A 19836-nucleotide genomic window follows, 5' to 3' on the forward strand; every position below is an offset into this window, starting at 1 on the left:
CGGCTGATCGATCATCTCAGAACTGTAATTCTGCCAGTTGAAGCTTTCTCCTGATCAAGTCGGGGCAGAAAGGACGCGTCAGGCTCCGGTCACCAGCGGGACCAGGGCTACCAGTACCCGTGCAACGTCGGCCCGAGCAAGGACGGCCGGATGGCGCAGGTCTACGTGGACCGCCTGGCCGAGGTTGGCCAGGCGCTGGGCAACCCGTAACAGCCGGCGGCGGCGTCCGGTTTCAGCACAGCAGGAACTGGACGCCGCCGATCACGCCGCGGCCGGTTCATCCCTCATCAGCCCCTTCGCCGTTGGCGTGCGGCCAGCGGCCGGGCCGGAGCGGGACGAAGGCAGGAGCGCTTCCCGACGGCATGCCAGTCGGCGTCGAGCTGCTCGGACTGCCCTTCACCGAGCCCACCCCGCTCGCCATGGGCTACGACCACGCCCGCCACTTTAACTCGCGCTTAATCCGGCCGTGATGACCAACGAATGTTCCCTTTCTACGGTCACACAATGCCGATCGCCGATACACGAAGCGCTCGGACCGCGATCCGCGTCCGCACCCAGAAGAGAACAGGAACGTGATCGTGAAGACAACCTGATCACCGCCACGATCGCCCCCACCCAGTCCAGCGCCGCCGGCCCGAGGCCGAAGCCCCGGCCCAGTCTCTCCGAGGATGTCGTCAATCTCAGCGTCAATGAATCCGTCAGCTCCTGGAACGCAAACGAGGTGACCTCGGTCCAGTTGGTTCAGGAGTACCTGCGCCGGATCGACGTCCCCGACGACGTGGCGGTCGTCGGGAATGGCAACACTCACGCTGGCGGGCTTACTCACCCGTCGCTGTCCACCGTCGAGGTCTTCCGAGCCGAACTGAGACGGCTGGGCGCACGGCTGTTGCTTGAACGGCTCGCCGGCAGCCGTGTGAACCAGCGCATCCTCGTGGGCCCAAGTCTTTGGTATGGGCGTCGTCGCCGGCGATGGGTGACGGCATCACGAAGAGTCGCCAGATTGCTACGACCGGCGACGGCAGCTAGCTGCTGCCGGAAGGCCTCGCACAGGAACCAAACCGTCCCCGACGTCCTGAAAGGACACTCAATGGCAAGGAACCTGACCCGCCGTACACTGCTCGCCAGTACTGGCATCGCCGGCGCCGCCGCGGCGACCACGCTGGCCGGGGCTCCGGCGGCCGCCGCGAAAAGCCCCAGGAAGCTCGCCGGTCCCGCTGCCCGGCGGCTGGAACTCTACGGGCTGCTCGGCAACCTGCCGTCACGCAGACGGCCGATCAGCGGCAAGAAGCGCAGCGAAACAGAGCGCGACGGCTACATCCTGGAAACGTGGGACCTCGACCTCAACGGTATCGAGAACGTGCCTGCCTATCTCGCTCGTCCAAAGGTGAGCCACGGCCGTGCCCCCGGAATTCTCTTCAACCACTCGCACGGCGGGGGTTACAAGATCGGGAAGGAGGAGTTCGTCAACGGTCGCAGCTACTTGCAGCCCGTGCCGTACGCCAAGGAGTTGACAGATCTGGGGTACGTCGCGCTCTGCATCGACACCTGGGTGTTCGGCGAGCGGAGCCACACGTCGGAGAACGACATGTTCAAGGCGATGCTGTGGGAGGGGCAGGTGCTGTGGGGAATGATGGTCTACGACAGCATCCGTGCGCTCGACTTCCTGGCTGCCAGACGCGATGTGGACCCCGATCGCCTCGGCACTCTCGGGATCTCGATGGGCAGCACGGCGGCCTGGTATCTGGCCGCGCTTGACGAGCGCGTGAAGGTCACGGTCGACATCTGTTGCCTCACGGATGCCCACACCTTGCTGGCGCAGAAGAACCTTTCACTGCACGGCCTGTACTACTACGTGCCCGACCTGCTCAACCACTTCACGACCGCGCAGATCAACTCGCTTATCGCGCCGCGTGCGCACCTCGGCCTCGCCGGTCGGCTCGACCCGCTGACGCCCGCCGAAGGGCTGGACAAGATCGAGCGGGAACTCGACGAGGTGTACGCACGCCTCGGACATCCTGAGCGCTGGAAACTGCTGCGTTACGACGTCGCTCACCAGGAGACGGCCGAGGGACGGCAGGAAATCATCAAGTGGCTCAAGCGTTTCCTCTGATCTGAAGACTCGCACGCCACTCACGCGCAATCAGTGATGGCGAACGACAAAGAGCCGGACCCAGTGGGACTGGGTCCGGCTCTTGATGTCTGGCACTTTCGCAGGTCAGCGGGTTGATCACGCTGGTCCGTTGGCCGACTTTTTCCTAGCCTTCGTCAGCATCGCTTGCACCCTGATCTGCTACCCGCAGACTTGCCAAGTGAGATGGCTTCGAAGACCGGGGCGCGTGAGCGCCGTCTGACGAGCGTGGGTCGTTGACGGGATTGGTGAGGGCGAGCCGTATAGGGTCTTGGCAACCGTCCTTCTCGGCGAGGCCCGCGCGCCCCGAATCAGATGGACTTCCTCCCGGCAGGCCGTAAGCGCAGCCTTGACCGATCATCAGGAGTGCTGCCGTGCGCCCCATGGAGACATCATCTGCGCCCGGCAGCCTCGGTTGGAACCGTGAGACAGCGATGCTGGCGCTCCTGTCCTTCGCCATGCTGATCGTTTCGCTCGACCAGTACATCGTGGTCGTGGCACTCCCCGACATCGCACGCGACCTTGGCTATTCCGCGCAGACGCTCCAGTCGGTCATCAGCGCTTATGCAGTAGCCTCGGCCGGCTTCCTACTGTTCGGCGGGCGTGCCGCCGACCTGCTCGGACGACGCCGCATCCTGGCCACCGGCCTCGCACTCTATGCCGGGGCAGCGTTCGCGGGAGGACTGGCGACCGGCCCCGGAATGCTCCTCGCCGCCCGCGCATTCCAAGGTCTCGGCGGAGCCCTCGTCTTCCCCACCACCCTGGCGCTCATCAGCACCACCTTCGTCGAAGGCCGCGCCCGCAACCGCGCATTGGGAATCTGGGGAGGGGCAGGCGCGGCAGGACTCGTCATCGGTGTGCTGCTCGGCGGTCTTCTGACGCAGGCGTTCGGCTGGGAAGCGGTCTTCCTCGTCAACGTCGCCCTGGCCGGCCCTGCGCTGCTGCTTGCTTTCGTATTGATCCCCCGGGACGGTGAACGCGAAAAAGGCCGCAAGTTCGACCTACCCGGTGCGCTCAGCGTCACTCTCGGTATCACACTCATCGTGTTCGCCCTCGTGCAAGGCCCCGGATTGGGCTGGCTTTCGCCGGGCATCCTGGTTGGCGCAACGGCGGGCCTACTGCTGATCGGAGCTTTCGTCATCATCGAGCGGCGCAGCTACGACCCGCTCATGCCACCCCGGCTGCTCTCCAACCCCAACCTGATCACCGGCGTCGTCATCGCGTTCATGTTCATGGCGACCTTCGGCTCCGTGCTCTACTTCCTGTCCATTTACTTCCAGGACATTCTGGGCTACGACGCTTTGCAGACCGGCGCCGGCTTCCTCATCCCCACGGCAGTGGTGGTGGCCGGTTCGACAACCGCAGGCCAGCTCGTGACGCGGTTCGGTCTCAGGCGCACGTTGGCCGCAGCCCTCGCCGTCGGTGCGCTCGGTGCGGTCGCACTCGGCCTTGCGATCTCGCCGAACGGCACATACATCGAACTCGTCCCCGGCCTCGTGGTGCTCAGCATCGGCGACGGGGTGGTCTTCACCACCATGTTCATCGCCGCCGCCACCGGAATCTCCGACCGACAACAAGGCATCGCCTCCGGCATTGCCGCCACCGGCTCAGGCGCGGGCGCAGCTGTCGGCCTCGCCATCCTCGTCCTGGTAGCGACTGCCGGCCTCGATGGCCTCTCCGGTGAACAGCTTCGAATTGCCACCGCCGACGGGATCAGCACCACCCTCTTCGTCGTGGCAGGCGGAATCGTGCTGACCTTCCTCGTCGCCTTGAGCCGGTGCCCGACACCGCCCGAACCGGAACCCGCCCCCGTGCCATACCAGACCCGTCGCTGCTGACAGCGTCCAGGACCTGCCTGGACGAGGAAAGCGGCTCGCAGCGACTCCGATAGTCGGTCGCTGCGAACAGCTGCCTGAGTCGCGAAGAACTGGGTCCGCCGGGGACCGAGCCGGCAACAGCGACAACTGACGGCCAACAGCCGTGACCTGCGACTAAGTTGCCGATCAACCCGCTGACGAGCGGCTGAGCTGTCGCAGGTTGTCAGCATTGGTCACCACTGAGCGCCCTCCTACGGCCCCACCACGGCCTGGGAGGGCGCTTTGCTGTGATGCTGGCCAGGCAGCCGACCGGCCGCACACACGTTCGTGAGACGGCCCGGCAAAAGACCGTCCCACCCCCATTCCAGCCCGCTACACGAATGGCAGTGGATGAGACTACGGTGCTCGTCCTTGGACGGAGAAATCCGCAGAGAAGGTTGTTGCTGAGTCCGGCATGGGCTTGCACTGGCCCGCGCGCGCTGGACGGTTGAAACGGAGAGCGTCAGTAACCGTCCGCATCGGGACTCACGAAGTCCGCGCCAGAGCCAGAATCAGCGAGCCGCAACAGTGCGGTCGCCGGGCCACCAGCGCAGGACGCCTGGTTCAGCGGCTCCCATGAACCCGCGGCGCGCGCCGGTCCGTAGCCAGGCGATGCCTTCGTTACCGCTTTGCGTGCCATCGGGATTCCAGAATCCGTAGGCGACTGGCGGTTGGGCGGCGAGTGCTTGGATGAGTGCGTCTCCGGTCAGGGTGTGGTGCGCCTCGTAGCGGATCCACTGGGTGCCTGTGCTGACGAGCAGTGAGCCACGGTCGAGGTCGGCGGCGCTGGGGTGCCAGGCGACACCGGCTGGTGGTTGCAGCTGGGCGACCGGCACCGCGTCGACCGTTACCCCGAGTTGCTGCGGCAGCCGGAGCACCTGGCCGACGGCGAGCCCGGTGCCGTCAGGTATGCCCTTGATGATCAGGTAGAGCGACCCGTCGAGGGCGAGCAGCGACTCGCAGTTGGCCTGTGGAGCGCTGTGGTCGGGGTTTGTCCAGTACGTCAGAAGGCCGTCCAGGGTCACATCGGGGTCGGTGTAGGGATTTGGTTCCGAGCACCGCCACAGCCGCCCGGGATGGCGACCGTAGTTGTTGTTGCCAATGTCCCCGCACCACAGGGTGTCGGGTGCGTTGCCCATGGAAGGGACGAGTGCGATGTCCTCGGACACCATCCGTGGCACGCTGCCGTCCAGGTCGTGCATCGGGACGTAGCGCAGGTAGCCGTCGCAGTAGGTGGACGGTACATCGGCGGGCCAGCGCCGCAGTTGTCCGGTTCCTGGATTGAAACTGATCGCGTACAGGGCGTTGCGGTACCGCGATCGGACCGGTTCGGGTTGGTCGAACGGGTAGCCGTCGCGGATGATCCACAGGACGCCGGGATAGCGTCGGCTGGCGACGATGCCGCTTGCCTCGACCAGGTTGGGGCCCTGGTAGGAGCCGTTGACGACCTCGGGGAAGTCGGCGCCCCCAAAGACGATGGGTAGTTTGACGATTTCATCGCGGATGGGATCGGTGGCCGGCGTCGACGTCGCGGAGTCAGTAGCGGCCCAGGCGGGAAGGGCCGCCAGCGGGGTCGCTGCGGCTGCCGCTGTGACGCCGAGCATGCGCAGAAGGGTACGGCGGGTGGTCTGTCGATCGGAGGACATGACAAGACTCCTAGAGCCGGCTGATCATGGCGAGTTCTAGGGTTCGGATCATAAGTGGCCATGCCCCGGCTGCCGGACGGCGGAGGAACGAATGGCTCGTGACAAGACGTCAGCCATTGGGCGGTTCCGCCGCAGCCCGGCAACGGCGGCACCCTGCCGAACGGGGTGACATGGGGCCGCACCGGCAACGCCAGCACCCTGTTCGGCACACGCCTGTGGCGGCTGACTGCCCGAGCACCTGGACTGCGAGTCGGTCGACGTCCAGTTCGAGGGGGCGTTCGCGGGGCCCGGCACTGCGTGCCTCGACCTCCCTGGCTGACCCCTGCATCTGGCACGGCTGTGGCACGCGGCTGCGGTGACGGTTGCTGCGGTTGCTGTATCGGGCGCGGGGGCCTACCCGGCTCGGTCAAGCATCAAGTCGCTGCGGGTGGGTTCGGCTCGCCACATGGCTGCCAGCTGGGGGTAGGACTCGATGAAGCGGCGTATCTCTCCGAGTGCGGCAGTCCTGGGGGCGCCGATCTCGTCGTAGTCGAACCCGGTGTCCTGAGAGCCGATGCTGTCGAGATCAGCCCATGCCGGGTCCTCTTTGAAGATGAGTTGCAGCTCCACCTTCCAGTACTCCGGCTGCCAGTAGGGATCGGCACGGTCGCCGGCGTCGTTGACCGCGAGCAGTCGCCCGAAAGACAGCGCAGGCTGGTCGTCGTTCCAGTCCCACCTGCCCCATTCGGCGATGAAGCCGTCGCCGTCGTTCTCGGGCCGCTCGATCCCTTCGATCTCGATCTGGAGAAACTCGCCGAAGGCATCCCATGCGGCGTCGACGTTGCGTACGGCGTCGGGCTCGACCCCACGGTGTCTCAGTGTCTGGGCGAACGCTTCGGCGCTGGATCTCCAGGGAATGGGCACCCTGGATATTACCGCGGTGACCCTCGTGGCCTCGGTGCCCCATCCCGGAGGCTCGGGGGCCCGACCGATAGAGAGACGGCGGAAGTCGCCCGCTTTCCAAGTCTGTTGGTGGGTCGCTGGCGATCTTCCGGTGCCGTTCAGCGGCGTGCATGCCGGTTCGTCGCCGGCGCCCTACCAGTCTCGCCGTACCGCGGTGGACGGTTCTGTACGGTCGTGAATGAGACGGAAACTGAGACGGGCCCGGGTTACAGCCCGTCCACGAGGTTCGTTACACAGAGCCCCTCTCCGCCGTAGAGAGATTCGCCAGGTGCTCTGCCCCGACAAGAACGCCCGCCGGGAGTCCCGAGCCAATCGACCGGCGCATCCGCCGCGCCCAGTTCTGGCAGCACGTTACGTGAGCGTCCACAAGGCATTCGGATCGACGACATATTCCAGCCAGTTCGGATCCCTTGGCTCAACTCCGATCCGAAGAGTGCGCTGTCGTAGCGCAACGGATGGGAGAGAAATGTTCGCAATCCGGCAGTGGGCAGTGGCCACCGCGGCCGCACTGCTCGTACCGCTGCCCGTCGTTGCCCAGGCGGCACCAGCAGCCGATACGGCTACGGTTACCGGCACGGTCTGGGTGGACCGCGATAGAGACGGCACCCGCGACCCAGGTGAACCTGGGCTCGGCGGGGTTGTGGTCTCCGACGGCCTGCAGGTCGCGCGTACTCGTGCCGACGGCAGCTACACACTCGCGCTGCAGGTTGACCGGCGGCTTTCCGACCTCGTCGCGGTGACGCTGCCGTCCGGATACGGGCTGCCGGTATCGGCGGCGCGCACCCCGCAGTTCTACCGCGATCTCGGCCGGCTGGCCGCCGGGGCGCACGCCAACGCCGACTTCGGACTGCTGCCCGACCCGAAGACCGCCAAGGGCGAGCCCAACTTCGTCAACCTCACCGACGTGCACGTCTATGACCCCTCGTCGGCCGAGCGGGCAACGGGCCAGTTCCAGCAGCTGAACGCGCTCGCCCCCGAGCCGGACTTCATCCTGCTGTCCGGTGACCTGACCTACAATGCCACGCCGACGGAGTTCGAGAACTACCAGTCGGCCGCGGCGTCCTCCAAGTACCCGATCTGGACCTCGCCGGGCAACCACGAGCTCAAGTACCCGACCCCGCAGGCAACGTACGCGGAAGCGATCGATAACTACCGCCACTTCCAGGGACCGGAGTGGTACTCGTTCGACTACCGCAATATGCACATCGTGATGCTCGACAACTACCGCGGCCAGAAGGAAGCCGACCAGCTGGAATGGCTGCGGCGCGACCTCGCCCAGGTCGACCCGGGCCGTGAGCTGGTCGCGGCGGCGCATGTGCCGTTCAGCGGCGGACTCACCGAGCCGAACCAGACCCCGCTGGTCGAGCTGCTGCGCAAGCACAACGTCAAGATCGTCCTGTCCGGGCACGTGCACGGCAACGACGTGGACCCCTCGACCTTCCCCGGCGGGCGACAGATCGTCACCTCGCCGGCAACGGACCCGCAGGAGGGCAGCCCCGAAGGCTTCCGGCGGATCGTCGGCACCGGCGACGGCACCATCGCCACGCCGTTCACCGCGTTCGACCGGCACCGGCAACTCACGGTCGTCAACCCCGCACCCGGCACCACCGTGCCCCGCCAGGCTTCGCCGGTGCTCATCAATGCCTACGACACCTCGACCCCACCCGCCCGGGTGGCGTACCGCGTCGACGGCGGCGACTGGCACCGGCTGCGTCCGGTAAGCCGCTGGTCCTGGACCGACGAGGACGGCCTGACCCTACGGCCCGGATCGCACCGCCTCGAGGCCGTGATGACCGACACCGCCGGAAAGACGTGGTCCACCACCAGCACCTTCACCGTGGCCACCACACCCGCCGTACGCCCGCACGCCGACACCAACTGGCCAACCCTGCAAGGGGACAACCAGCACACCGGGCAGGTGCAGACCACTGTCTCCGCCCCGTTGAACCTCGCCTGGGTCTACCACAGCGGCGGCGCCATCCTGAGCTCGTCGCCCGTGGTAGCCGACGGCGTCGCGTACGTCGGCGTGCGTGACGAGGACGGCACCGCACACAACGGCATCGCCGCGATCGACTCGGTCACCGGCCGGCAGCGGTGGCGTCAGACGACCGACGCACCCGTGGACGCCACCCCCACGGTCGCGGGCGGGCTCGTCTACGCCAGCACCGTCCGCGGCACCGTGCTCGCGCTCGACGCCCGCACCGGACACGTGGTGTGGCAGGTCCGCAACGGTGTCGGCCAGGACGGCGTACAGCGCGCATGGGCGTTCGCCGGCCCCGTCGTCGCCGACGGAGTCGTCTACCAGAGCGTCTCGACCAACACCTGCTGCACCATCTGGGGCGGCACGAACATGCTCGCCCTGGACGCGCGTACCGGCAAGCAGCGCTGGAACTTCACTCCCGCGACCGACGGCTACGGCAGTACGGACCGGCCCGGCGCGCCGACCATCGCCGGTGACCTGGTGCTGTTCACCGGGGACGGTCGTTACGTGACCGCGATCGACCGGGCCACCGGTACCGAGCGGTGGCGTCACTACCCCACCATCGCGGCGCGGTACCGCTCGGCCCCGGCCGTTTCCGCTGGCCGGGTGTATCTGCAGGGCCAGGGCAAGCTCGAGGCCCTGGACCTCGCCACCGGCAATGTCCTGTGGAAGGACGCCGACCCCGGGTACAACGAAGGCCGCGGTACCCCTGCGGTTTCCGGCTCCGTCGTTGTCTCGCCGATCGGCGCCCAGGGGATCGCCGGCTTCGACGCCGCCACCGGCCGCCGCCTGTGGACAACCACCACCGGCGGGGCGGTCGAATCGTCACCGGTGATCAGCGGCGACACGGTGTACGCGGGCGCCAAGGACGGAAAGTTCTCCGCCCTGGACCTGCGTACCGGCAAGGTCGTCTGGACGCACGCGATCGGCACCTGGGTCAACTCTTCCGCGGCGGTGTCCGGCAACCTCGTGATGGTCGGCGCCTACGACGGCAACGTGTACGGCTTCCGTAGCTGAGCGACCACGACCGGGGTCCTGCGGGCGTGATCATCGCGCCCGCAGGACCCATCAGTTCTTTCCGCGGAAGTCCGGCAGCAGCGCCCGTAGCCCGAGCGCATGCGTAAGCGGCCCAGAGTGCGCAACGGAGCGAACCGGACCGGCCTCCTCCGGCTTGCGGAGCAGAGCGCGGTGCTGGATGACCGTCTCGACGGCCGCGACGAGGTTCCTCCAGATGTGCCAGCGGTCTGCGACATGGACCGCGTCCGGGGCGCCGAGCCGTGCGGCCTCGGCGTATGCGACGGACCGGTACTCCGACTCCGTCCCGGCCAGTGCCTCGGCCGGCTCCACTCGTGCAACGACCCGTCGCTCCAACACCGCCTCGGCTGCCCGCAGATCGGTCAGCACCCGCTCCACATCCTCACGCAGCTCTTCCACCCGCACCTGCGCAGCCCTCTCCCGCGCTTCCAGCAAACCCATGACCGACGTCACCGGCCACCTCCGTGTCATCCCGACCAACGCGACGGTCCGACTCTGCCTCGATGCCATGGAGTTCATGCCTGACCAGCGGAAACCCACCGATCACCTCCGGAAAGACAACGGCTTCTCGATGGGCGCGGGACCTTGTCGCGTAAGTGGACCCATGGGACCGGTTGGGGCTACTCTGGGGCAAGTGGACCCGTGGGTCCGGTTGTTCTTTGTGAGTGGAGAGATACGAGATGAGTGTCGACGTGAATAGCCCCCCAAAGGGCTCACTTGTGGTCCTGGCGCTGGCGGCCACGGCCTATGCGCTCGCCCAGACGGCTGTGGTCCCGGCCATGACCGGGATGGCGAAGGCGCTGCATGCCAGTTCTGCGAGCGTGACCTGGGTACTGACGGGCTACCTGGTGGCGGCAGCGATCCTGACGCCCGTGCTGGGTCGGCTCGGTGACATGTTCGGCAAACGCCGTATGCTGCTCATCGCGCTGCTGCTCTTCGGCGCCGGCGCCGTGATGGCCGCTGTGGTCGGCAACATCTGGCTCGTCGTCGTGGCCCGCGTGCTCCAGGGGGCCGGCGGCGGCATCTTCCCGCTCTGCTTTGGCATCATCAGCGATGACTTCCCGCCGAACCGCAGGCCGGGTGCGCTCGGGCTGATCTCGGCGATCGCCGGTATCGGCGCCGGAGCGGGTCTGCTGCTGGGCGGTCTAATGATCGACCACACCTCGTACCACTGGATCTTCTGGTCCGGCGCGATCATGGCCGGACTGGCGATCCTGGGCGTACGGACCCTGCCCGCCAACAACAACCACGTCACAGGCAAGGTCGACTACGTCGGTGCCGTGCTGCTGGCCGTCGGTGTGACAGCTCCGCTGATCGCCCTCACCAAGACCGCTGACTGGGGCTGGGGCGACGCCCGCGTCCTGGGCCTCATCGCCGCCGGTCTCATAATCCTGGTGCTCTTCGGCCTGTTCGAACGGCGCGTCCGCGAGCCGCTGGTGGATATTTCGGTGCTCGGCCGCCCGGCGGTGCTCGCCACCAACATCACCACTTTGCTGGCCGGCTTCGCCATGTTCGGAGCCTTCGTCCTCATCCCGCAGATCGCGGAGACCCCCAGGGCGTCCGGCTACGGCTTCGGTATGGACGCGACCCAAGCGGGCCTGCTGCTCCTGCCGGCCTGCCTGCTGATGCTCCTGGCCGGGCCGCTGTCCGGGAAGCTTTCGACGAAGGTCGGCGGTAAGGTCCCGCTCGCCCTCGGCGCACTGATCGCCGCGGGCGGTCTGGGACTGCTGGCCGCCCAACACGGCTCCGTCACCACCATCGTGATCTACTCCATGGTCGTCTTCGCCGGTATCGGTCTGGCAATGGCGGCTATGCCCAACCTGATCGTGGGCGCGGTCCCGCCCTCCATGACAGGGCAGGCGACCGGAGTGAACGCCCTGATCCGTTCGCTCGGTTCGTCCATCGGTTCGCAGGTGGCCGCCACGCTCCTGGCCGGCAGCGTCACGGCCGGGACGCTGCTTCCCGCCGATCACGCCTTCACCCAGGCATTCGCCATCGGGGCGGTCGCGGCTGCCGTCGCAGGAGCTGCGGCCCTCTTGATTCCCCGCGCCGGTGCCGATCAGACGGAGCCAGGGGAGAGCGTCGCCACGTCCATTGCGGTGACCAGCGGTGGGGCACGTCAGGGAGACTGACCGCATGTCGCAGCCACAGCCCACCCCGCCCGCGTCTCTCGACGACGACTGGTCCGCACGGCGTGCCGACGCCCGCCGCAACCACGAGAAGATCATCACTTCGGCGCTGGAGGTCTTCGCCGAGCGCGGTCTGGCGGCCACGATGCCGGAGGTCGCGAGGCGCGCGGGGGTGGGGAAGGCCACGGTCTACCGCAGCTACGCGACGAAGGCCGACCTGATCGAGGCCGTCGCCGAATACCAACTGCGGTGGATGGAGCACCGGATCGCGCAGGCGCTGGCGGAGCCCGATGCCTACCGGGCGCTCACCACCCTCATGGGCGACCTGGCAGAGCGGCTCGCCGGCGATCGGGTACTGGCGGACATCGTCCCCGCGAGCATCGAGGCACATAACCGCAACATCCTGACCGAGCTCGAGGCACTGGTGAACGCCGCGAGAGAGCAGGGCAACCTCCGTCCGGAGGTCACCCTCGAGGACTTCCAGGTCCTTTTCGGCGGCTACGCCCGTCAGCTCGTCGCCATGGATATCCGCGATCCGGCCGTCTGGCGCCGCTACAGCGGGCTGATGCTGAAAGCGCTCAGCACCTGACCGGCAACGCGGCAGACGAGTCGGCGGGTTGCGCCCGACTTCAGGTCTGCTCAGGGCAGTGGGGCGGCCGCGGCCAGGGCGTCAACGATGTCGTGTGCGCGGCCGCGCGGATGTCGTGCATCGCACGGGCAGCGCAGGCCAAGCCCACGGCTGGGGGCCGAAGGGACGGCATGACCTGCACGTTCTTTCCGTGCTTGGTGTGCTTGCCTGAAGTGCGGCAACGTGCATGGAAGTCCGGACGAGTCGCAGTCGCTGTAGAGACACCAGGTCACTCCACTGCCGGGCGAACACGAGACGCGATGTCCTCCGTCGTCTCCCGCAGCCGATCGAGGTTGGAGGACTCCAATGAGAAGATCACATGGCTGACGCCTACCTCCTCGTACCTCCTCAACAGGTCCGCAGCCACGCCGATGTTGTCGGACCGGACGATGTCCTTGGCGCCACTCATCGGTCCGAAGTCCTCATCAAAGTAGACAGGTACCGCGCCGAGAAAACCCGATCGATGTCGGCGATCACCGCCGCGTACTCGTTCACTCACTTGATCGCGGAGCGGTTCGTCGAATGAGAGGCTGGACGAGTGCCATCCCGTCCTATACATAGCGGCGCGACGAATCGCTGCATCGCGGCAACGAGCCGGGCCAGGTGGTCCTGCGGGAGCCATCGTTCACGACGGCGGCAGCAACAGGACCTGATCAGGGTCGAACGCCCGAAACGTCTTGTCCACCGCAGCCGGATGGCCCTGCGGCTGCTTCTTTTCGACCGGCTCGACCTCGAACAGTCCATCCCCACCACGCATACCCTGATCATCCCGTATGAATGATCACGAAACGCACCGGGTTGCCGGTTACTGAGACATGGGCCGGGTGAGGCGCCGATGTCGGCCCCGGCGGTGGTGTCGCAGCGGGGGCCGGGCTCGGAGGTGTCGGATCCGTACGACGAGGATCATGGCCAGGACCGCGGCGGTGGCGGCGAGCGCCCCGGCGACACCGGCCGTGCGCAGCAGCCGCTCGGCGGAGGCGCCGAGGAAGTATCCGGCGAGCACGTTCCCCGTTCCCCAGGTGGCCGAGGCCGTGGAGCTGTAGAGGAAGAACCGGCGGAAGGGCATGCCTACGGCTCCGGCGGCGAAGGGCAGGAAGGATCGTACGAAGCCGATGAACCGGCCGGTGAAGACGGCGGGTCCGCCACGACGCAGCAGGAAGTCGCGGGCGTGGTCGATCCGGCCTCCAGGCTGGATCCGGTGGTGTAGCCGCTCGGCGCTGGGGCGGTGCTCGTACCAGTGGCCGATGGCGTAGCCGAGGCTGTCGCCGGTGATGCCGCCGCCGATTACGGCGGCGGTCAGCAGGGCCGGGTCGAGGTCGCCGCGGCCGGCCAGGGCTGCGGCGAGCAGGATGAGGGTTTCGCCGGGAAGGAGCAGGCCGATGAAGGCGCTGGTCTCAGCGGCGGTGATGGTGAACACCAGGACGTATGTCCACAGGCCGGCGGCCTGGATGATGTCGGTGGGGATCACGGGTCAGCCCGCCGGGCGCAGCGGCGCCGGCTGCGATTCGGGGGCTGCCGCGGGCCGCAACCGCCGGGCGGTGGCCGGCTGGTCGGCGGGTGCCGGCCCCTGCCCGGGCACCGGCACCAGCCCCGGCTCAGGTGTCGGCTGGGGCGAGGACAGCAGCGGGAGACTGCGGAGGCGGGCCGGTGCGGCGGCGCTCCCGGACGTGGCGGGCCGCACGTGCCCGGTCCGAGCCGCGGCCGCATCGGGGGCGGCCGGGCTCGCCCTCCTGGCCTGCAGGCGCCCGGCGGCATACCAGCTCACGGCTGCCAGGGCCGCACCCGCGATCGCGTCGAGCATGTAGTGATTGGCGGTCAGCACGACCGCGGCGTCCATGGACAGCGTGAGGGCCACCGCCACGACACGGACCCGCACTTTGTGCGCGGCTGCGAGGACCGCGAGCGTGATCAGCAGGTTCCAGCCCACGTGGAGGCCGGGCATTGCCGCGTACTGATTGACGAAGGCGGTGGGCTGCAGGCCGCGGTACGCGTCGGACTGCAGGGTCACCGTGTCAGTCAGACCCAGTCCGGCCGGCCGGGGCGGGGCGAGCGGGGAGGCCGCGAAGAGGACCAGGCCGATCGCGCCGGACAGCAGCATCGCCGCGGCGATCCGTATATAGACCTGGTGGTGGCGGGAGAGCAGCCACACCATGGTCAGGGCGATGACCGGCCAGTGGCCGAAGATGTAGATCCAGTTGAGCACCTGCGTGATGGCGTGGTCGTCGATCAGCGGATTCTGCAACGTGGTCTCCCAGTCGAGATGCAGGAACCGTTCGGCCGATGGCGCGAGGTCGGCGTTTCGCAGCGCGACGTTCGGGGCGCCTTCGGTGAGTCTCCGTATTCCGAAGCAGGTGAGCGCGGCTGCGACGACGACGGCCGTCTGCAGGAGCAGTTGCCGTGCTGTCCTGCCCCGGGCGAAGGCGCCGGGCGGGAGCCGTGCCGGGTCGTGGTGCGGGCGGCACGGCGGCCGGCCGGAGACCACGTCGTACAGCAGGTGTTCGGCGTGGTGGGCGCCGGGCGTCATGCCACTCATCGAGGGCCTCCCGTGCTTCCGGGCCGGCCGCCTGCCTCCGCCCTGCCGGTCGGTCACGCATCACGGTTGCGCGGCGGAAGGCGGGGCGGGCCTGGTCCGGGCGGCGGGGGTTGGGGTCAGACCACGGCGGACACCGGAGACCAGAGAGCGTCGATCTCTCGCTCGGCTGCCGCCAGGCTCTCCTTTGCAAGGGGGATCAGCTCGGCCATGGCGGGCACCACCTCGGCGAGGGTGAGTTGGGCCGTGATGAAGCGCGGCTCCAGACCCATCCCCGCCACGCCATGCGGGAGCCACGCCTCCGCGTGGTCCCAGCCTGCGCGGGGCGCCCCCTCGTTGTAACCGCCCCCGCGTGAGGCGAGCACGATGAACTCCCGGCCTCCGAGCAAACCGGTCTGCGTCTCAGTGTCGACCGACAGCCCGGGGGCGAGGAGATGGTCGACCCAGCACTTCACGCTGCTGGGCGCGGCGTAGTTGTAGAGCGGCATTCCCAGCAGGACCGTGTCGGCTTCCTTCACCTCGTTGACCAGTTCCACGGTCAGCGCCCACGACGCGGCCTGGACCGGGGTGTGCTGCTCGGGCGGCAGCCTCCGCGCCAGGAGGGTCGCCTCAGTGAGGTGCGGCTGCGGGTCGCTGCCCAGGTCACGGTAGGTGACGCTGCCGCCGGGATGTGCCGCGCGCCAGGCGTCGGCTGCCCGGGCGCTGAGTTTGCGACTGACGGAACGATCGCCCTGAATGCTTGAGTCGATGTGCAGCAGATGAGCCATTTTGTTAATCCTTGACAGGTCGTTTGTGTAAGGCAAGCCATTTATAACACACAGGTAATGCATTGGCTCGGGTAGACTGAAGGGCATGGCTTCTTCCCCCGCCAACCAGCCGGTGCACCGCTCGGCTGCCTTGCTCGATCACCTTGCGCGGCGGATGCGCCTGCGGGGGGAATCGGTGCTGGCGCAGCTCGGGCTCCGCCCACGCCACCTGGTGGCTCTCACGGTGCTGAGGGATCGGGGTGGCAGCACACAGCAGGCACTGTCCTCCACGCTGATGATGGACGGGACCAATGTCGTCGGACTGCTCAACGACCTGGAGGCCGAGCAGCTGATCGAACGGCGGCGCTCCCCCCAGGACCGCCGCCGCCACGTCGTGGAGATCACCGCAACCGGCCTCGAACTGCTCGGCAAAGCCGAGTGCGCGCTCGCCGCGGCCGAGAACGAGGTGCTCGCCGCACTCGACGAAGCACAGCGCGAGGCCCTGTACAGCCTGCTCCAGCAGGCGGCGAACGGTGAGGTAACCGGAAGCTGCACCGAGGCCTGGGCTACTAGGAGCGTGTCTCGGTAACGGGTAACTGGCTGGTCCGGGGTCGAGTACCTCGTCGACCAGGTCGGCGACGAACCGGCCGGGTGCTCCTGGGGCAGCCAGTCGTTCAGCGACGGCGGCAGCAACAGGACCTGATCAGGGTCGAACGCCCGAAACGTCTTGTCCACCGTCGCCGGACGGCCCTGCGGCTGCTTCTTTCGACCGGCTCAACCTCGAACAGTCCATCCGTCCGGCCCTCGAAGTGATCCAGGCCCAGGCCCTGCTTCATCTCTCCTGGTAGTCGTGCTCAATGCGCCAGCGGAGCCTGGCGAGGCGGACCAGCGTGGTGATCGGTGTGTCGGCGGGCAGGTCGGACAGCCAGAACTGGACCGGCTCGGCCTCGCCGGAGGGTCACCCTGCCAGCAGCCGGCACTCCGGGAGTTCCGGGCTGTCGGTGGTCTGCCGGATCTCGTGTCCGGCGGGCCGGATCCGCAAGGCCACGAAGCGGGAGTACATGCGCTTGCGGCCGGAGCGGCCCGTGCCGGGCCGGGAGCCCTCCCGCCACTGGACCGGCCGTGCGATCTTCCGGCCCGCCGCGATGACCAGCTGCTTCACCGACTGCGGCCGGTCTGGGTACTTCGGCACCGGCGGACGCCCGGTCTGCAGTACGGCTCGGCCACCGTTACCGCGTCGCCGGGCTGGGCCGACAGCGTGCGTGAGGCGCTGTTCGTCCTCGGGGATCAGGACGACGCGGTCGGTCCAGGTGGTGCGGTAGCCCTCGGTGGGCATGAGGAGTCCGGCGAGGGCGCGGCGCAGGGTGGAGCGTCCGGAGTCCCTCAGGTGGTTCGAGGCGATTCGGGATCGCAGTCGACTGGCCTTGCCCGGGTAGAGCAGTCGCCTTCCGGCATCGCCCGAGTTGACCGGCCCGGGGAAGGAGGCCAGGACCTCGGGCGGCGCCCACCAGGCGTACAGACCCGGGGCCGCGGGCAGCGCAGCGGCCGCGGCGCTCAAGGGGTGAGGCGCGGACAGTAAGTCGGCGGTGGCCTGCCGAACGGTTGGGCCATCGGCATGGGCACACCCTAGACCGCCGAAAGCCCTCGGTCCCGGCAGCAGTAGCGGGCTGCCGGGGCCGGGCTTTGTCTGTGCCGGGTCACTTCACGAAGCGGTACTTGAGGTGGGTGGCGAGGGGCGTGTCGACCACCCTGACCGTCTCGAGGTTCCGCCGCCCGGCGCCCGGTCCCTCGAAGAGCCGCAGTCCCTCTCCGAGGAGCGCGGGCACCACGTGCAGCTGCAGTTCGTCGATGAGTCCCTCCCTGAGGTACTGCTGCACCGTGCTCGCCCCGCCTGCGATGTCGACGTTCCTGTCCCCAGCGGCGGCCTTTGCCTGGTCGAGGGCGCTGTGGATGCCGTCGGTGACGAAGGTGAAGGTGGTGCCGCCCTCCTTGACCAGGGCCGGCCCGGGGCGGTGGGTGAGCACGAAGACCGGGGCCCGGAACGGCGGGTTGTCGCCCCAGAACTCCTCGCCCGTGTCGTACATCATCCGACCCATGACCACCGCTCCGGTGGCATCGAACCACTCGCGCATCAGCTCGGAGTCGCGGTTCTCCTCCCCGCCGGTCATGCCCTGGCGCTGCCGCCAGCTCGCCAGGTTGTGGATCCACTCGAAGAGCGGCTCGGCGCCGTCGCCTCCCGGGTTGTCAGGGGAGACGTTGGTGCCGGCGACGTAGCCGTCGAGGGAGATGGCCATATCCGCGGTTACGGTCACGATGGGTGCTCCTGAAGTCCTGGGATGTGCTGCCTTTACTCTCACGTCGATCGGGAACCGGCGCATTCGACATTCCCCGCGACACGCGACAGTCCCCGCCCGCCAGAGGCGGGCGGGGACCAGCGGCGAGACGCTCTACCAGGACCTTGATCATCACATCGGGCCCACCCGCGGCGTCGGCAGATCCCACAAACCATCCCGGAGAAGCGCGACCAGGCCGGACACCGCCTGCGACGCGGCAGCGCCGGCGGGCGCCCTCCCAACACGTCCTAGTTGCGTTCAGAACCTGCGAAGAACGTCAGACGTGTGCGAGGAGACGGTCCAGAGGACGCGGGACCCGGGCGAGATCCAGGTTCTCGACGAGTGAGCGTGCGTACTGGGCCTTGCGGCCGCTGTGGGTGCCCATGAAGCGGCGGAGGTGCTGCTCGACGGTGCGTTCCCGCTGGGCGGGCTGGTTTTGGAAGATGCGGAAGGAACGCAGTTCGCCCTGGGCCTCGATGACCTGCTGGACTGCGGTGGTGCCGAGGGCGCGGATCAGTTCGTCCTCGAGGTCGGCGACGCAGACGTGGAAACCGAGTGGTGCGAGGTCGTCGGGGGTGAGGGCGGAGCCGAGGCCGACCCGTTCCAGAGCGCGTCGGAAGAACCGCTCCTCCGCGGCGTCGCACAGGCCCGCCAGCTTGACGTCGAGCCCCGGAGGGCCGCACACGTCCAGAAACCTCCCGATGCTCGTCGCGCCCCCGAGCGGCACGACCGAGACGCGCTCCGCCTCCAGGTCACGGCCCTGCTGCGCGGCCAGCGCTTCGAGCGCGGCCCGGTCACTGCCCCCTTCGACGAGCACGACCGTACGCAAGGCGGAGCCGGCCGCCACCTCACGCGCGGCCACGGTAGCCGCCGACGCCCCCGCACCACCCGCCGCCCAGGCGACGACCGCCCGACGGAATCGCCCCATCTCGTCCATGGGCCCCAGTGTCGCAACGCGGGCTACTGACGGAACACCGGATTTACCGGGGCACGGCGCGGCACGGCGTCAGGCCGGGTGTCTCACCCGACAGGGGTTCAGTGGGCGATGCCGTCGATCAGGTCGCGGGCGCCCTAGCGGAGGAGGGAGACCGCTACCGAGGTGCCGAGGGTGGCGGAGTTGAGGCGGCCCGCCCATTCGTGGGCGTTCAGGACCGTCTTGCCCTGGATGAAGTTGTGGTGGTTGGTGACGATCACCGTGGCGTCGGCGGCCTGATAGGCGGGCGTGAACTTCCCAGCAAGCTCCTGCGGAGACAGTCCCGCCCGCTCGCGCAGCGACCGGATCTTTGTGTGCTCAACAGCCAGCAAATGCCTCGGCATACCGGCCAGAGAATCGCAATGAAGTCTTCATGGCAACTCTTTTCTGCATCAATCGGCCCAGGACGGCAGCGCGGGATCCGTCGCAAGTTGGGCTCGTTGTGGATCTTGGTGCATGCCGAACGTCCTACGATCACCAGCCGTCAAACCGCCATGGTCCGAGTACGCCCGTACCGGGGGATGCCTGGGCCCTGTGCGCGGGCAGCCATGCCCCTGCCGATCAAGAGGAGGCGGGCATGGTGGCCAGTTGAGATTCCCCAGTCGCAGCCACTTGATGGGGAGGCGCGTGGGTCACCCCTGAGCCGGGCGACCACCGCCCAACAGGGCCTCCCAGCCGCCACTGTAGGGCTTGGAACCTTCCGCCCTTGTCGCCCCACGTTCGTGCACGTTGGTGTCAGCGGTGGATGGCAGTCCCGCAAGGCGTCCAGCAGCGTGGACCCGGCGGGGTCGTACGCGCCGGGTCCGAGGATCTTCCCGCGGGTGGAAACGAGGACCGGGACCAGCGACTGGTCGATCACGTCAGCAATCGTCCGAGTGACCCTCAGCCTCGTGCCTCGACCTCACGCCA

Annotated in this window: 16 protein-coding genes and 4 pseudogenes; 7 read left to right on the forward strand and 13 right to left on the reverse strand. The window is 68.1% G+C overall.

The features are described from left to right. Positions 1-469: 469 nt before the first annotated feature. Together ACWDO5_RS14920 and ACWDO5_RS14925 are read left to right on the forward strand one after the other, a co-directional pair. Positions 470-2110 (forward strand): substrate-binding domain-containing protein, encoded by a 1641-nt coding sequence (locus ACWDO5_RS14920; protein WP_450530706.1) that lies wholly within the window; start codon positions 470-472, stop codon positions 2108-2110. A gap of 401 nt (positions 2111-2511) precedes the next feature. Beyond that, entirely contained in the window at positions 2512-3966 is a 1455-nt protein-coding gene (locus ACWDO5_RS14925) for an MFS transporter (RefSeq protein ID WP_450530689.1), read from the forward strand. Positions 3967-4496: 530 nt separating this feature from the next. Here ACWDO5_RS14925 and ACWDO5_RS14930 read toward each other — a convergent pair. Both ACWDO5_RS14930 and ACWDO5_RS14935 read right to left on the reverse strand, forming a co-directional pair. Continuing rightward, a complete protein-coding gene (locus tag ACWDO5_RS14930; protein ID WP_450530690.1) occupies positions 4497-5630 on the reverse strand; it encodes a hypothetical protein in 1134 nt (377 codons plus the stop codon). A gap of 393 nt (positions 5631-6023) precedes the next feature. Next, a complete protein-coding gene (locus ACWDO5_RS14935; RefSeq protein WP_450530691.1) occupies positions 6024-6533 on the reverse strand; it encodes a hypothetical protein in 510 nt (169 codons plus the stop codon). A gap of 505 nt (positions 6534-7038) precedes the next feature. On the opposite strand from ACWDO5_RS14935, the gene ACWDO5_RS14940 reads away from it, so the two are divergent. Then, positions 7039-9570, forward strand: coding sequence for an outer membrane protein assembly factor BamB family protein (locus ACWDO5_RS14940; protein WP_450530692.1), 2532 nt, complete (start codon positions 7039-7041; stop codon positions 9568-9570). 51 nt (positions 9571-9621) lie between these two features. Here the strand turns inward: ACWDO5_RS14940 and ACWDO5_RS14945 are convergent, their stop codons facing one another. Beyond that, positions 9622-10041, reverse strand: coding sequence for a hypothetical protein (locus ACWDO5_RS14945; protein WP_450530693.1), 420 nt, complete (start codon positions 10039-10041; stop codon positions 9622-9624). Between the two features lie 239 nt (positions 10042-10280). Here ACWDO5_RS14945 and ACWDO5_RS14950 point away from each other — a divergent pair, with 239 nt between their 5' ends. Both ACWDO5_RS14950 and ACWDO5_RS14955 read left to right on the forward strand, forming a co-directional pair. Then, positions 10281-11720 (forward strand): MFS transporter, encoded by a 1440-nt coding sequence (locus ACWDO5_RS14950; protein ID WP_450530694.1) that lies wholly within the window; start codon positions 10281-10283, stop codon positions 11718-11720. A 4-nt stretch (positions 11721-11724) separates the two neighbouring features. After that, positions 11725-12306 carry a TetR/AcrR family transcriptional regulator gene (locus ACWDO5_RS14955; protein WP_450530695.1) on the forward strand — a complete coding sequence of 194 codons (582 nt, stop codon included), beginning with the start codon at positions 11725-11727 and terminating at the stop codon, positions 12304-12306. Positions 12307-12574: 268 nt separating this feature from the next. Here the strand turns inward: ACWDO5_RS14955 and ACWDO5_RS14960 are convergent, their stop codons facing one another. The 5 genes from ACWDO5_RS14960 to ACWDO5_RS14980 form a co-directional block, all read right to left on the reverse strand. Beyond that, positions 12575-12754, reverse strand: coding sequence for a hypothetical protein (locus ACWDO5_RS14960; protein WP_450530696.1), 180 nt, complete (start codon positions 12752-12754; stop codon positions 12575-12577). 216 nt (positions 12755-12970) lie between these two features. Next, a complete protein-coding gene (locus ACWDO5_RS14965; RefSeq protein WP_450530697.1) occupies positions 12971-13102 on the reverse strand; it encodes a hypothetical protein in 132 nt (43 codons plus the stop codon). A 48-nt stretch (positions 13103-13150) separates the two neighbouring features. Further along, positions 13151-13813, reverse strand: coding sequence for a DedA family protein (locus ACWDO5_RS14970; protein ID WP_450530698.1), 663 nt, complete (start codon positions 13811-13813; stop codon positions 13151-13153). Positions 13814-13816: 3 nt separating this feature from the next. Further along, a complete protein-coding gene (locus ACWDO5_RS14975) occupies positions 13817-14878 on the reverse strand; it encodes a phosphatase PAP2 family protein (protein WP_450530699.1) in 1062 nt (353 codons plus the stop codon). A gap of 116 nt (positions 14879-14994) precedes the next feature. Beyond that, positions 14995-15642, reverse strand: a complete 648-nt coding sequence (locus tag ACWDO5_RS14980; protein WP_450530700.1) for an FMN-dependent NADH-azoreductase — start codon at positions 15640-15642, stop codon at positions 14995-14997. An 85-nt stretch (positions 15643-15727) separates the two neighbouring features. Between ACWDO5_RS14980 and ACWDO5_RS14985 the strand changes: the two genes are divergently transcribed. After that, positions 15728-16210, forward strand: a complete 483-nt coding sequence (locus tag ACWDO5_RS14985; RefSeq protein WP_450530701.1) for a MarR family winged helix-turn-helix transcriptional regulator — start codon at positions 15728-15730, stop codon at positions 16208-16210. 205 nt (positions 16211-16415) lie between these two features. Here ACWDO5_RS14985 and ACWDO5_RS14990 read toward each other — a convergent pair. The 3 genes and pseudogenes from ACWDO5_RS14990 to ACWDO5_RS15000 form a co-directional block, all read right to left on the reverse strand. After that, positions 16416-16875: pseudogene (locus ACWDO5_RS14990) on the reverse strand (IS701 family transposase); the annotation flags it as partial. 70 nt (positions 16876-16945) lie between these two features. Continuing rightward, positions 16946-17179 (reverse strand): annotated as a pseudogene (locus ACWDO5_RS14995) (GIY-YIG nuclease family protein); the annotation flags it as partial. Positions 17180-17318: 139 nt separating this feature from the next. Then, positions 17319-17933: a dihydrofolate reductase family protein gene (locus ACWDO5_RS15000; protein WP_450530702.1), complete on the reverse strand. Its 615-nt coding sequence runs from the start codon at positions 17931-17933 to the stop codon at positions 17319-17321. Between the two features lie 159 nt (positions 17934-18092). Between ACWDO5_RS15000 and ACWDO5_RS15005 the strand changes: the two are divergent. Further along, a pseudogene (locus ACWDO5_RS15005) lies at positions 18093-18197 on the forward strand (IS5/IS1182 family transposase); the annotation flags it as partial. Between the two features lie 34 nt (positions 18198-18231). Here ACWDO5_RS15005 and ACWDO5_RS15010 read toward each other — a convergent pair. Further along, a complete protein-coding gene (locus ACWDO5_RS15010) occupies positions 18232-18891 on the reverse strand; it encodes a TOPRIM nucleotidyl transferase/hydrolase domain-containing protein (RefSeq protein ID WP_450530703.1) in 660 nt (219 codons plus the stop codon). A 134-nt stretch (positions 18892-19025) separates the two neighbouring features. After that, positions 19026-19115, reverse strand: a pseudogene (locus tag ACWDO5_RS15015) (hydroxymethylbilane synthase); the annotation flags it as partial. Positions 19116-19836: the final 721 nt, after the last annotated feature.

The sequence above is a fragment of the Streptomyces sp. NPDC000880 genome, from assembly GCF_053599675.1.

Excerpts from the sequence above, each read along its gene's own strand:
- ACWDO5_RS14920 (WP_450530706.1), top strand. The coding sequence starts at position 470 with ATGACCAACGAATGTTCCCTTTCTACGGTCACACAATGCCGATCGCCG.
- ACWDO5_RS14925 (WP_450530689.1), top strand. The coding sequence starts at position 2,512 with ATGGAGACATCATCTGCGCCCGGCAGCCTCGGTTGGAACCGTGAGACA.
- ACWDO5_RS14930 (WP_450530690.1), bottom strand. The coding sequence starts at position 5,630 with ATGTCCTCCGATCGACAGACCACCCGCCGTACCCTTCTGCGCATGCTC.
- ACWDO5_RS14940 (WP_450530692.1), top strand. The coding sequence starts at position 7,039 with ATGTTCGCAATCCGGCAGTGGGCAGTGGCCACCGCGGCCGCACTGCTC.
- ACWDO5_RS14955 (WP_450530695.1), top strand. The coding sequence starts at position 11,725 with ATGTCGCAGCCACAGCCCACCCCGCCCGCGTCTCTCGACGACGACTGG.
- ACWDO5_RS14960 (WP_450530696.1), bottom strand. The coding sequence starts at position 12,754 with ATGAGTGGCGCCAAGGACATCGTCCGGTCCGACAACATCGGCGTGGCT.
- ACWDO5_RS14965 (WP_450530697.1), bottom strand. The coding sequence starts at position 13,102 with ATGCGTGGTGGGGATGGACTGTTCGAGGTCGAGCCGGTCGAAAAGAAG.
- ACWDO5_RS14975 (WP_450530699.1), bottom strand. The coding sequence starts at position 14,878 with ATGAGTGGCATGACGCCCGGCGCCCACCACGCCGAACACCTGCTGTAC.
- ACWDO5_RS14980 (WP_450530700.1), bottom strand. The coding sequence starts at position 15,642 with ATGGCTCATCTGCTGCACATCGACTCAAGCATTCAGGGCGATCGTTCC.
- ACWDO5_RS14985 (WP_450530701.1), top strand. The coding sequence starts at position 15,728 with ATGGCTTCTTCCCCCGCCAACCAGCCGGTGCACCGCTCGGCTGCCTTG.
- ACWDO5_RS15010 (WP_450530703.1), bottom strand. The coding sequence starts at position 18,891 with ATGGACGAGATGGGGCGATTCCGTCGGGCGGTCGTCGCCTGGGCGGCG.